The following is a 13,494-nucleotide window of genomic DNA, read 5'->3' as shown; positions in this document are numbered from 1 at the left end:
ACTCAGCAAGTATAGGTAACTCGTAATCCAGCATTTTACCGAATACTTTTATCAATTAAAGAGAATAGGATTCACACGACTCAAATAAATTGAGAAGAATGTCATGATTTTTCACCACAAAATCTTGTCTTCTTTGGAACTTGGGTGTTGCCATGTATCAAAGAAATGTAAAAAATTATTAATTCCACGATCTTCTGCTCTTTTTTTAAGATAATAAGCATTGAAAGGAATGAGTACATTCATTGCATCACTGTTTAGGATTTTTAACTGTTTAGAAATTAATTTAGCAGGTAAAATACTCCAACCTAGACCGTACTCTACTAAGGTTTTAATCGCATCCATTGTGCTAATCTCTAGACCTAAATTTAAGTGCAACTGATTCTCTTGAAAAAGCGTTTCCACCTTCTCGCGAACTGCGCCCCCACGTTCAGTAAAAATGGCTGGAAAATTTGCAAGATCAGCAAGCGACAGTGACTTATTGATTTGCAATAATTCGTGATTGCGATCCACTACCAAATAGAATTTTTCTTGCCATAATGGAGTTTTAGTAAATAATTTTGCAGAAAGTTCGTGCTCAGGACCAATTACAAGGTCTACTGTCCCATAGTTTATTCGATCCTCAATCTCATTCTCCCCGATTGTTTTTACGTGGAGTTGGATAGGCAAATTTGCTGTTTTCAGATAATTTAAAAATTCCGGTAAGATATAATGGGAAACAAATACGGAAGCGCCGATCACTAAGTGATGTTGAAATGCTCGGGACTCGTTCTTAAAGGACATGACCATATTGTTGTAAGCCGCCAGCATTTGCCTTGCGTAAGGAATAAAATGGTTTGCAGCATCTGTTAATGTTATTTTTGAACCATCGACAATAAACAAACGCATACCAAGTTCATTTTCGATTTTTTGCATTCGCTTGCTTATTGCTGACTGGGTAATATGAACTCTCTTGGCAGCAAGTGTGAACGAGCGGTATTCAATAACTGCAAGAAAAGATTTTATTTCGGTGATATCCATATTTATAACCCTGTGGGATATAAGAATGTATATATTCGATTATAGTTCAATGACGATCTAAGCAAGCTCGTTTTCTCAAAACTTTGGGTTTATTAGAATCAAAAAAAGAACAGGACACCAATTTTATGATTTTAAAATAATTCGCTTCAGAAAAATTTTCACTCTGAAATCATATGGTAGTTTTATTATATCTGTCTCAATTCAAGCTACACTTGTTATATAAGCCTATTTAAGGAAACAGTAAGAATGAGTAGCAAGGCACCCGTTGTAATTGGTGATGTGAAAGTCAAACCAGGAGAACGTAAAACTGTTTTATTACCTATGCCCAAATTATATGATTGGACGCCAATTAGTTTGCCAATTCATGTGATTAACGGAATAGAAGAGGGGCCCACGTTATGTCTTACTGCAGCCATTCATGGCGATGAAATCAATGGTGTTGAGATCATCAGACGGTTTTTGAAAAAAAAGGGACTAAAAAATATCATAGGCAATGTCATTGCCATTCCTATTGTTAATGTATACGGTTTTTTGTATCAAGAACGATATTTAATGGATCGGAGAGACTTAAACCGATCATTTCCTGGTAGTTCAAATGGATCACTTGCATCCATTCTTGCGGAAATTATTAGCAAGCAAATTTTATCTCAATCCACCCATGCGATTGATCTGCACACCGGTTCAAACCATCGCTTCAATTTGCCTCAGATCAGAGTAAATCTTGATATGCCAGGCATCGAAGACCTAGCCCGTGCTTTTAATGTTCCAGTGATCCTGCATTCGACTTTTAGAGACGGATCAATGCGCGAATATGCCAATGAACAAGGCATTCCCATTCTAGTTTATGAAGGAGGTGAGTCTTTGCGTTTTGATGAACTATCAATCAGAACGGGGATCAATGGTATTTTGAGTGTGATGGGGGCATTAGGAATGATTAAACTGAGTGGATACGGAGTAAAGAAATGCACTCCTACTATTTCCAGAAACAGTTATTGGATAAGAGCCCCCATAAGCGGCATCTTAAGGCACATTAAGAAATCCGGGAACCGAGTCGCTAAGGGACAAGTAATTGCAGTTATAGCCAATCCAAGCAGTACAGAAGAATACAAATTAAAATCACCGCTTTCCGGAATTATTATTGGTGAAAATATGTTACCGCTTGTTCATTCAGGACAGGCTTTGTTTCATATTGCCAGTTTTGAAAAATTGACCATCGTTGAAGAACAGTTAGAAAACCTGCAAGAAGCATTCGACCTAAATGATTATGAAGATTAGGGTCTGCTTCCATGCCGTTGGCTTGAGTCAAAATGGCCTGATTTTCGAGCCCCGAAGCGCAGCATACACCCAAATCAGGACCATTTAGCCAGGTAGCAAGAATGCAACCATCAAAAATAATCAAGCCAAAATCGTAATAATGCAGTTACCGCTTGCGGTGATTCCATAGGTGACATATGGCCAGAATCCTCGATAATCGCTAACTTGGAATTGGGGATTTTGCCTGCCAACTCTTCATGAACCGCCAGAGAAAAAACTTTATCTTGGCGTGCATGAATAATTAAAGTAGGCATTGCAAGGGAGGGAAGAAAAGAAAGGCATTCGTGGCGTGCTAATAGAATTTTTTGCTGAGTGAGAAATGTCTGTTGGCCAACATTTAAAAGCATAGAATGCACTTCTTTCTTGAACCGGTCATCGTACACGTAGAGATCCGCAAGCATTTTGGCAACAGTTTGAAAATTTCCCTGCTCCACTTCCTGTATCATTTCTATTCTCTTTCGATGTTTTTCGTCAGAGTCTTGTTGGGCGGAAGTATTTACCAGACATAATTTCGCAATGCGCTCGGGAAGTTTCCTGGCAAGTTCTAATGCCAGCCATCCCCCCATTGAATGGCCTACCAGGAAAAAAGGTCCTTCAACCTTGTTTAAAACACTTTCAATTAACTCTTCAGTGGAGCCTCCATGTGTGAGTGGGATAGTCTGGCATTGTACGAGATCTTGTAAATGATTTGTTTGATAAGACCATACTCGATGATCCGATAAAACCCCGGTTAAAAAGACCAATGTTTTTTCCGCCACGACACCTCCCCCTACTAAGAACGCTTTGTAAACCACAAAATTAAGTCATCATCCAGACAAACCATAGAACCCGGTTCAACGATGTTATAAGCATAGGTGATTCCCAAACCATCGGGAATATAACCCCGCTGCACATAAAGTCTCTGGGCCTGACCATAATCTGCATACAGCCCTACACCAATTCCAAGTACTGCATGTTTTTTAAATGCTTCGGCTTCCGCACAGTCAAGAAGAGCTGTACCAATTCCTCTCTTCCGATAAGGGGGTAAGACATTCAAATCCATAATTTCAGGAATATTTTGCTGGTTAAATGATGGATAGGATGATTGCCATTTCAAGGTAATATATCCAGCAAAATTCGTTTCATAAAAAGCCACCCAAATCAGTCGCTCTTGATGTTCCTGTTCCTGCAGATAATTAGTAAAAGTGGCTCTGGGTTTTTGCCAATTATGTACTGCAAATTGCTGCACGATTAAGTCGATATCCTCTTGATTCATTAAGCGGATGTGCATGGGCATTGAATTCATTTATTGCATCTCGCTATAAAGGTATAAACATATTGGCATTGATCATTCATAACAGATAATATCAATAAAAAAAGAGAAAAACAGCGGATAAAATTATCCATTTTTTATTCTAAAGAGGTTGTGCTTATGCCCAATAAATCTCTGGATACTTATTTAAGTTTATGTACCCAAGTCTACGATCTGAGCAAACCACTTCCGCCAGCAGATGCCTGGAATTTTTATTTGAGTTATGCAAAAGAAGCAGAGGGTCCTATTTTGGAGCCCATGTGTGGTACCGGACGCTTTCTTCTTCCCTTGCTAACAGAAGGATTGGCCATTGAGGGATTTGATGCCAGTCAATCGATGTTGGATGCACTGCATGCCAAAGCAAAAGCACAACAGTTAAATCCGTTGGTCTGGCATGGATACCTTGAGACGCTCAGCCAGGCAAAGCAATATGGATTAATCTTTATTCCTAGTGGTTCGTTTGGTCTGCTCGTCGACTTGGCTGCGGTGAAACACGCATTAAAAATGATTTATCATCATTTAAAAGACGATGGTGTTTTTGTATTTGAAATCGAAACCTTAAATGCTGCTCCTAAAGAATTAGGTATTTGGCGCGGTTCACGTTGGTACCGTGCGGATGGGCAAATGATTTTGTTGAGCCAGTTGGCCATGCTTGAAGAGACCATATGTTATTCCATTGGTAAATATGAATTAATTGAAACCAATCAACTTATAAAAACTGAGGTCGAAGAATATAAAATTCGTCTTTATGACGATCCTGCTCTTTTACTCGATTTGCTTCATGAAACCGGTTTTAGCGAAATTCGCTTGGTTAAAGCATTTGATAGGTCAGCATCTCCAGATAAACAGGATGAAACCATTCTCTATGAATGCAGAAAATAATTCAGCGCTTCTATGGGCGCAAAACTATCTGAATCAACAGGGATATTCCATCCAGGAGCCATTTAGACTCATACAGAGTTCAGCATGGGCCAGGGTATATCAAATAACCACGGCAACAGGCTACTTGTATTTAAAACAAATACCCGAGCCATTTGCGGTTGAGCCTGATTTATTACGCTACCTAAGGAGTTTTTTTCCGTCGTTAGTACCTGAAATACTCGGCCACAACTCCAGCTTACGCTGTTTTCTAATGGGCGATAGAGGAACGCCGCTTAGAGAAACTTTAGCAATCAATTATCAAGTAGATTTGGCCAAAGAGACGCTTAAATCCTATGTACAGATCCAAACAGGGCTTATAAGCCAGCTCGACTCTCTGTTCGCCCTTAAAATTCCCGATTGGCGTTTGGCGAATCTGCCTGCCCTCTATTTAAAATTGTTACATGAATCTGAATTTTTAAACCATGATGGTTTAACCCCAAATGAATTACAGCACCTGATTTCTTTACATCCCAGGGTTACTAAGCTTTGTCAGCACCTTGCACAATACTCTATTCCTGAAACTATTGAGCACAGTGATTTTCATGAGAATAATATAGTGCATCAGGCACAACATCTAACGATTATCGATTGGGGTGAAAGCGTCATTGCCCATCCTTTTTTTTCTCTCATTTCTTTTTTGATGCACATGATGCGCACCCATCAAATAAAAGAGCAAAATGAAGTTTACACTACATTACGTGATACCTATTTGCGTTACTGGCAAGCTTTTGAGTCTCAAGAGCGACTGCTCGATGCTTTTGCATTAGCAAAACGCTTAAGCCCTATTAAATATTGCTTAAGTTTTTTTCGTTTAACTCAATGCCCGGGATGGTATGCTATCGAACGTCATCAAGGACGAATGACGCAGGTGCTGCGCTCATTCCTCGAATCGGAAACAAAAATTAATAAAAACTGAATCTTATATAACCCGTGAATTTTGTTTTCATGCAAGGCACAGGTATAAGAAGTTCTCTATTTTATGATGGAGATGCCTCATCTTTATGAATTCGACAATGCAATAATTTCCAATAACCAAACAGATTGGTCTTGCGAGAATCCAACAACTGTAGTGCTTTGTAATCAAGAATCGAATGCACAGAAAAATCGGATTTAAAACCTACGAGTTCATTAACTCGTGCAAATATTTTCTCAAAAAAGCGAATTACCGGTTGTTCTGAAGCAAAATGGTTCACAAATACAATTTGTGCTGTAGGTTTGGCAACACGAGTTAACTCCTGAAGAAAAGCATGTATATCAGGAACCACAGGCGCCACATACATGGCAACAATAAAATCAAAACTGTTATCGGGGAACTCTAAATGAGCGGCATCCATAACCTTTAACTGCACCCGCTCTTCCAGCTTATTTTTTACGATCTGCTCTTCTGCTTTTTCTAACATTTTTTCAGAAATATCAATTCCGGTAATCTGCAAATCATCACGATAAAGCGGCAAAGACAAACCAGTGCCAATACCAATTTCAAGTACGGTAGCATTTTGCTTTGCTGCCTTATTGACTATCTCCGTACATAAAGAACGGCCAGGGTTAAAAATGGAACCAAAGAGGAAATCGTAGAACGAAGCATACACATTATAAACTTTTCTTATTGAGGCTACAGACATAAACATACTCCATGAAATGCTAATAATCTAAAATAAATTGGAATACAAAAAACGATTAACCTACTGTTTTAGAGTTCTATTTCCAATAATCAAATAATAATCCATGTTCTCCAAACACGGGATCACTTTGAGGTAACCCGGCATTTTTGATTTGCTTATCAACATGCGTATGTTCTTCAGCTGCTCCATAATTCATATCAAAATCAACATCCCATGGATAAGCGCCAATGCATTTAAATCCCCTGGATAAGCTCAGGCTCTTATGCGCTACCCCTGCAGGAATGATCACCACATCGCCCTGTTTCACCTCATAAATTTTGCCTTTATCTCCTCCAAATTGAACGATACCCTCTCCTTCAATCATAATTAATACTTCATGAGTGGTACTGTGGTAATGATGATAGTCGTATATCGAATCAACCCATGATTTACCCCAATGATTTCGCTGTAACAAATCCTGAATAGCTTGCAGTGATCGACTTGTAATGACAAATGTTTGCTTATAAATCAATAAGGGATAACGCGGATTATTTGGGAAAAAACCAGCAGGCTGGATTAATTCATGGAACACTTCTTGTGGGGTTACAGGTTTGACTGTATCCATTTGCATCCTTGTTGAGTTTTACTTTTTTCAATGACCCATTTCTATGGAGAACTAGTCTCTTAAAATACCTCTCAAGAAAGAAGGCATTTAGGTTCTATTTGATTAAATCATGGATGAGCAAGCAGGTGCAGGGAGCTCGCTATCGATGCTTTCTTCCTTTTTAGGGGCAAAAAAACCAGGTTTTTTTCGTCTTTCTTCTAAAATTCCATCAGCATAACCTGTGTTTGGATGTTGGCTAAGCAGCGCGTTTTGATAAGCAATACGCTCTTCCCCGGTATAAGAATTAGGGTCATCGGAAGTAAGTCGACCATCAGGGGCAGTATAGTTAACTGATAGCTGACGCTTGAAGCTTACCGGCATAAATTTACTGAGCGGCATTTCTGCATTAATTTTTGCTTTGGTCATCGATAGTCTCCTCTGACATTCAGTTTATTCTGCTTCAAAGAGGGTAAATTTTTGCACAATCATATCAGAACACACACAATGAGACAACACAATTCAATTTGATCAATAATAAAATTACTGGGAAAATAGCATCCGACTTATTCAACTGAATCCAGGTTGCTTTGGTGATATGTCATAAAAATTGACTTAAACCACCCCATATTTATTAAAAAAGAGAAAAGAAGAGGGTGCATGGAAGGTTGCCCACATGCACTGTTCCTTTCCTGATTACAGAAACGCTGAAAATGGCTCTTTTCCAACAGGGAATAAATAAGGCATTCTCTGACACAAGCCCGCTATTGCCTAAGTAGAATAAAGCACCGTGCATAGAAACCAAGCCACTTTTTCAGTTTCTTACAGAAAAACAAAAATCTTACAAATTGTCTATACTTATTCTGTCCTATTAACAAAAGTGACGGCTTGATTTCATATTTAAAAAAAGAGTGAAACTGTTTGTTTAAACTTCAACCATGAGGACAAGTAAAATGGATCTAAGTAAACGTATAGAACCAAAAACCTGGGCTTTCGTTGAAAAAATCAACAAAGCTGGCGGTAAACCGATTTATGATCTTCCGGTAAAAGAAGGCAGGGCCATTTTTGACAAATTACAAGAATTGCCTTCAGGAAAAGAAAAAGCTGATGTGGATATTGAAGATCGTACTATTCAACATTCTAAAGGTAAATTAGACATTCGTATTGTTCGTCCCAAAGGCTCAAAAGAAAAACTACCGGTAGTCATGTTCTATCATGGTGCAGGTTGGGTTTTTGGTGATTGGCAAACCCATGGTCGTCTTGTTCGTGAGCTTGCTGTAGGTGCTCATGCAGCGATCATATTTGTCAATTACTCTTTGGCTCCAGAAGCGCAATACCCAACTCAAATTGAAGAAGATTATACTGCATTGAAATATATTGCAGAACATGGAAAAGAATTGAATCTTGATTCTTCTCGCTTAGCAGTTGCTGGCGATAGCGTTGGCGGAAATATGGCCGCGGTTATGACGCTTCTTGCCAAAGAGCGTGGCGGTCCCAAAATTGATTATCAAGTCCTTATTTATCCTGTGACTGATGCCAATTTTGAAAATGATTCTTACAAAGAATTCGCGGATGGTCCTTGGTTAACTAAAAAAGCAATGCAATGGTTTTGGGATAATTATTTACCTGATAAGGCAAAGAGGAAAGAAATAACTGCCTGTCCTTTGCAAGCGTCGATTGATCAACTTAAAGGATTGCCGCCTGCACTGGTAATCAATGGTGAATGCGATGTATTGCGCGATGAGGGTGAGGCCTACGAACACAAGCTTAATGCAGCGGGTGTACCAGTTACCGGGCTTCGTCATCATGGCACAATTCATGATTTTCTTATGTTAAATGATCTTGCTGATACCCCGGCTTGCCGTAATGCAATCGAGACAATCAGCAGTCATTTGCGTATGGTTTTTTCCAAGAAGCACTAACTCAATCGCTTTGAGGGATTCTGTGAACGAGACAGGATCCCTACTTATATTCGTTCAAGATAATTCGAAATCCGATATTGTTTTTTTGTTTTCAGATTCTCTTTTTTTTATTCCTGTAAATAAAGGCTCCTGGTATCCTCCTGGAATACCATTTTTGGAAAAAACAATTTGCCATAACTGATTCGTTCGCGCACGAAAAGTACCGGCACATGCTAATAAATAATAGCGCCACATTCGATAAAACCGCTGGTCGTATTGTTTTTTTAGATGCTCCCAATTTTGTTCAAAATGCTCGTTCCAGGCCATTAAAGTATGATCATAATATGCCCCGAAGTTAGCCCAATTTTCCATGATAAACAATCCTTCCGAGGCGTGGCTGATTTGTTCCATGGAGGGAATCATCCCATTAGGAAAAATATATTTGTTAATCCAGGGATCTGTTGCTTTTGTAGTCTGATTTCCACCAATAGTATGCAACAGAAATAAACCATTTCCTCTAAGGCAATCACGAACTTTTTGCATGTAGGTACGGTAGTTTCGATAACCTACATGCTCGAACATTCCTAAAGACACGACACGATCAAATTGTTCATGAACGTCACGATAATCCTGAAAGCGAATTTCTATAGGTAAACCTGAACAATTTTGTTTTGCATAATCAAACTGTTCTTTGGATATAGTAATTCCAACTACACTCACCCCATAATGCTCTGCAGCATATTTGGCAAAAGCACCAAAACCACAGCCGATATCCAATACATGCATCCCTGGTTCAAGCTTTAATTTCTGACAGCTCAGCTCCAATTTGTTTAGCTGCGCGGTATCCAGATCATTTGCATTTTTCCAATAGCCGCATGTGTAATTCATACGGCTATCGAGCATCGATTTAAATAATTCATTTCCCAGGTCATAGTGTTTTCTGCCTACTTCGAGGGCACGTTTTTTCGATTGATGGTTAATCAGTTTGAGCCAAACTAATTTTGGCCATGACCACTTATCGGATTTGATTTTTTGGTCAAGTTGGGCTTGTAGAATGCGGGTAAAAAACTGGTCGAGACTTTTACAGTCCCACCATCCATCCATGTATGATTCACCAAGAGCTAAAGAACCCTCATTAAAAACGCGCTGGTAGAATTCTTCATTACTAATTTGAATGTCCCAATCTTCATTTCCATTGGGAGTAACTCCTGCTGAATGCAAAAGATCCGTTGCAATTTTTTTTATCTGCTGATTCATGAATAGGCTCTTCCCTTTGAACTACACAATTCAAGAATGTATCAAGTGAGTAATTTTTAACGGGGTATCTTACTCAACTTATCCTGTAAAAAATAAATATTTCAAACAACAAAATCATTAATACAATATATTTTCCCTACATCACAACATTATAATTATAAAACTTGTGTATCCATTTTGATTGTATGAAACAAGAGAAAACGAATAATACATTCCTAAAAGTAAAAATTCGCGTTCATTGCCAAAGATTATAAACAAAAATACCCTCAATAAAACCTGTAATTTTTTCCAGTAATACATTTTGATTAAGCCTATCCCTTCAACAAAAAAATAAAAAACGCGTTGCAAGGATCGATATGCCAATAATTACCTTAGCAGCAAAAGCCTGGGTATCAGTACTTGCCTATCGAAAGAGGGATAAAGCGCCATGAACGATACTGTTTCCATTGCTCCAACCTAAAAAGAAACGTTTTTGGAGGATGAAATCATGTGCCTTCCAATGATTATTATTCATTCTACACGCGCCTGGAATGGTGTCAAAATCGAAGCATGGGTGCACGCTGAAGGGGATTAACAACCTGAGGTATCGCCAGCTTTCATTATTCTTTATCCCTGGATGCCGCGGGACTTAGTAGTGATAGAAACATTTTATTGAACATAGTTCAAAGATTCATAGCAAAAACTGACAATCTCCAGGCTTTAACAGCCCAGCCTATCAAAATATCAGACTTTATTAATAACCACTCGCAGCGCTTGCAACTTTAAAGTGCTACTGTGAATAAACTCTTCACTTTCAATAAGCTGTATTTTGTAAAACGCAATCTCATCTTCACGTATCGAGGGATTAATCCTCTTTAAAGCCTCAAGCCGATTTACTTCATGAGTAATGCTCTCTTTCATCTGGCTTGTAGCATGTTTGATTATCTCTTGAAGTTGTCCTTCAGCTACTTTTTTGCTTTGTGTTAATATGACATCAAGATCACTATGGATCTGCTGAATAATTGGGTAGCCTAAATGACGTTTAACAGGCTCACACATTTGATTTAATTGTTTGTAAGCCAAGATGCTGGAAAGATTCTTTCCAGAAACATCCATGAGCACACGAATCGGTGTAAGCGGCAAAAAGCGATCTAATTGCAAATTTTTTGGTGCGACACAATGAGCTGTAAAGAATGATTCCAAAAATAATGTTCCAGGCTTAATGCTTTTTATAGAAATAGTAGCCAAAGTTGCATTTCCCAACTCAGAATCCAGGATCATTTCCATACATTCGCTGACCATAGGATGTTCCCAGCTTAAGAACTCGACATCCTCACGCACCAGTGCTTTAGAACGGGAGTAGGTCACCGTAACACCATCTTCTTTTAGCCCTGGGAAATGACTTGTTTTCATATGATCCGTAGGACGCAAGATTTCCGTGGATTCAGAATGGTACTCATGGTCAATACCATACTCCTGAAAGACCTGCGCCATATAATTTTCCAATTCCAAAAAATTTTCCTCTGCTTCTATGGCAGCAATCAATGCTTCTGCTTGCGGTGCATTACAGGAATTTAATTCCAATAAGCGATCTCGACCTTCGTGAAGTGCCTGATTAATTTGTTCCGCGCGAGTTTTTGTTTCTACAATTAATTTCTCGAGTTCTTGTTGATTTGTAGCGACAGTATCAAGAATTGGCAGTAATTCATTTTCAAATTCTTCATAAAGTGTAAAACCAATAGAACAACTCCTGGTAAATAAGTTAATCCCTTCGTGATACCAACGAAACAATTTCTCTTGTACAGTACTCAATAGATAAGGAACATAAATTTCAATAGTATCTCGCTGGCCTATGCGATCGAGCCGACCTATACGCTGCTCCAGCAAATCAGGATTTAATGGTAAATCAAACAATACTAAATGATGAGCAAACTGGAAATTTCGGCCTTCACTTCCTATTTCAGAACAAACGAGTACTTGGGCTCCGTTTTCTTGTTCTGCAAAATAAGCTGCAGAACGATCACGTTCAATAATGGATAATCCCTCATGAAACGAAGTACTGCGAATTCCTCTCTTTAATTTTAAATGCTGATCCAAAGCAATTGCTGTGTTTGCCTTGGCACAAATAATAAGAACTTTTTGGGGATGCAATTCATTAATTTTATTCACTAACCACATTACTCGAGGATCATTTTCAAGCCATATCTCTTTGTTTAAGAGTTGCTCGGGATAAAGCTTCCTTTGACCTTTTTGTTCCTCCATAGAAGAATAAATCTCGGGGCACTCCAAAGGACAGGGGTGCACGCGTCGCTCAGGAAAGCCTTGAATCGCTGCACGGGTATTGCGAAATAAAACGCGACCTGTTCCGTGTCTGTCTAATAAGTCTTTAATAATCTGATCAATATTCAAGCCTGTTATTTCACCCAAATAAGCTTCCAGCTGAGACTTATGTTTCACACTCAAGGCATCTGTCGACGTCCGTTCCTCATAAGCCATCAATTCGTGTACGAGTTTATTAATTTGTTGATACCCTTCTTCTTCTTTTTTAAATGCAGGTAAATTATAAAATCGTGAAGGATCAAGCAATCTTAAGCGAGCAAAATGACTGGCAATTCCTGCTTGTTCTGGTGTTGCAGTCAAAAGCAATAAACCCTTGCTTTGTCTTGCTAATTCTTCTATGCATTCATACTCGGGACTCTTTTCTTCTTCGGACCAATGTAAGTGATGTGCTTCATCGACAACAAGCAAGTCCCATTGACTGGTCATCGCCTGTTGGCGTGCATTTTCATTTTCCATGAGAAAGTCCAAGCTGCATAAAACCAATTGCTCGTTTTCAAAAAGATTCTCTTGCGATGTACCGAGTTGCATCCCTTCTTCTTCGTCTAACTCATACAAAAGCTCATAGCGCTCTGCATCGATGATTGAAAAATACAAATTAAAACGGCGAATCATCTCGACGAGCCACTGATGAATCAAAGTTTGGGGTACCACAATCAATATTCGCTGGGCTCGGCCAGTACTTAGTTGATAATGCATAATCATGCCGGCTTCTATGGTCTTGCCCAGCCCTACTTCATCTGCCAGTAAAACTCTTGGAGCATGGCGTTGTGCAACTTCACTGGCGATATAAACTTGATGTTTAAGATGACTGGTTCGTGAACCCAATAACCCCCTAACCTCAGATTGCTGTAATCTGCTGGCATGATGCAAGGTATCTATTCGCAATTTAAAGGCATTTAATTTATCAAGCAGACCACTAAAAAGCCTCTGCTCTGGAGTGTTGAGCTTGATAAAACAATCCAGGGAAAGTTCACTTATCTGAAACTCATTGCCGGCTTCATCTACTCCTGTATAAAAAAACAATCCTTGACGCGTTTCAACATGAGTAACACAAATTTTTTGTTGGCTCGAGGTAGTGATTTCTTCACCTTCTTTATAAATGATACGGCTCAGCGGAGCACTGTCTGTAGAATAAATACGTTCTTCGTCAGCAGCGGGAAAACTTACGCTCACCTGTCTCCCATTCAAATCAATAATGATTCCTAACCCGAGGTGTGTTTCTGTGTTACTTATCCAGCGTTGGCCAATACTAAAAGTCATAAAAAACCATTT

12 protein-coding genes are annotated in these 13,494 nt (G+C 39.0%); 4 read left to right on the top strand and 8 right to left on the bottom strand.

Going from position 1 to position 13,494, the window contains the following annotated elements; all coding sequences use genetic code 11:
* Positions 1-111: 111 nt before the first annotated feature.
* Positions 112-1,017 carry a LysR family transcriptional regulator gene (locus Lpar_RS04240; RefSeq protein ID WP_058516741.1) on the bottom strand — a complete coding sequence of 302 codons (906 nt, stop codon included), beginning with the start codon at positions 1,015-1,017 and terminating at the stop codon, positions 112-114.
* Positions 1,018-1,263: 246 nt separating this feature from the next.
* Here Lpar_RS04240 and Lpar_RS04235 point away from each other — a divergent pair, with 246 nt between their 5' ends.
* Positions 1,264-2,292 (top strand): succinylglutamate desuccinylase/aspartoacylase family protein, encoded by a 1,029-nt coding sequence (locus Lpar_RS04235; protein ID WP_058516740.1) that lies wholly within the window; start codon positions 1,264-1,266, stop codon positions 2,290-2,292.
* A gap of 110 nt (positions 2,293-2,402) precedes the next feature.
* Here Lpar_RS04235 and Lpar_RS04230 read toward each other — a convergent pair whose 3' ends face one another.
* Both Lpar_RS04230 and Lpar_RS04225 read right to left on the bottom strand, forming a co-directional pair.
* A complete protein-coding gene (locus tag Lpar_RS04230) occupies positions 2,403-3,089 on the bottom strand; it encodes an alpha/beta fold hydrolase (protein WP_058516739.1) in 687 nt (228 codons plus the stop codon).
* Positions 3,090-3,103: 14 nt separating this feature from the next.
* Positions 3,104-3,607 (bottom strand): GNAT family N-acetyltransferase, encoded by a 504-nt coding sequence (locus Lpar_RS04225; RefSeq protein ID WP_237759341.1) that lies wholly within the window; start codon positions 3,605-3,607, stop codon positions 3,104-3,106.
* 135 nt (positions 3,608-3,742) lie between these two features.
* On the opposite strand from Lpar_RS04225, the gene Lpar_RS04220 reads away from it, so the two are divergent.
* Positions 3,743-4,504, top strand: coding sequence for a class I SAM-dependent methyltransferase (locus Lpar_RS04220; protein ID WP_058516737.1), 762 nt, complete (start codon positions 3,743-3,745; stop codon positions 4,502-4,504).
* Positions 4,488-5,459 (top strand): aminoglycoside phosphotransferase family protein, encoded by a 972-nt coding sequence (locus Lpar_RS04215; RefSeq protein ID WP_058516736.1) that lies wholly within the window; start codon positions 4,488-4,490, stop codon positions 5,457-5,459. The genes Lpar_RS04220 and Lpar_RS04215 overlap by 17 nt, the downstream gene beginning before the upstream one ends.
* Positions 5,460-5,520: 61 nt before the next feature.
* On the opposite strand, the gene pmtA is transcribed toward Lpar_RS04215, so the two are convergent.
* The 3 genes from pmtA to Lpar_RS04200 form a co-directional block, all read right to left on the bottom strand.
* Positions 5,521-6,165, bottom strand: coding sequence for a phospholipid N-methyltransferase PmtA (gene pmtA, locus Lpar_RS04210; protein ID WP_058516735.1), 645 nt, complete (start codon positions 6,163-6,165; stop codon positions 5,521-5,523).
* Between the two features lie 76 nt (positions 6,166-6,241).
* Positions 6,242-6,769: a cupin domain-containing protein gene (locus tag Lpar_RS04205; protein ID WP_058516734.1), complete on the bottom strand. Its 528-nt coding sequence runs from the start codon at positions 6,767-6,769 to the stop codon at positions 6,242-6,244.
* Between the two features lie 102 nt (positions 6,770-6,871).
* Positions 6,872-7,174 carry a hypothetical protein gene (locus tag Lpar_RS04200; protein WP_058516733.1) on the bottom strand — a complete coding sequence of 101 codons (303 nt, stop codon included), beginning with the start codon at positions 7,172-7,174 and terminating at the stop codon, positions 6,872-6,874.
* Positions 7,175-7,698: 524 nt separating this feature from the next.
* Between Lpar_RS04200 and Lpar_RS04195 the strand changes: the two genes are divergently transcribed.
* Entirely contained in the window at positions 7,699-8,667 is a 969-nt protein-coding gene (locus tag Lpar_RS04195; RefSeq protein ID WP_058516732.1) for an alpha/beta hydrolase, read from the top strand.
* 54 nt (positions 8,668-8,721) lie between these two features.
* Here the strand turns inward: Lpar_RS04195 and cfa are convergent, their stop codons facing one another.
* Both cfa and rapA read right to left on the bottom strand, forming a co-directional pair.
* Positions 8,722-9,903 (bottom strand): cyclopropane fatty acyl phospholipid synthase, encoded by a 1,182-nt coding sequence (cfa, locus tag Lpar_RS04190; RefSeq protein WP_058516731.1) that lies wholly within the window; start codon positions 9,901-9,903, stop codon positions 8,722-8,724.
* A 723-nt stretch (positions 9,904-10,626) separates the two neighbouring features.
* The gene (rapA, locus tag Lpar_RS04185; protein WP_058516730.1) at positions 10,627-13,482 is read right to left on the bottom strand and encodes an RNA polymerase-associated protein RapA; all 2,856 of its coding nucleotides are present in this window, start codon (positions 13,480-13,482) and stop codon (positions 10,627-10,629) included.
* Between the last annotated feature and the right edge of the window lie 12 nt (positions 13,483-13,494).

This window comes from Legionella parisiensis (assembly GCF_001467945.1).
Classification (GTDB): domain Bacteria; phylum Pseudomonadota; class Gammaproteobacteria; order Legionellales; family Legionellaceae; genus Legionella; species Legionella parisiensis.
The sequence above is the reverse complement of the archived record's forward strand: the minus strand, read 5'-3'. Positions and strand labels throughout refer to the sequence as shown.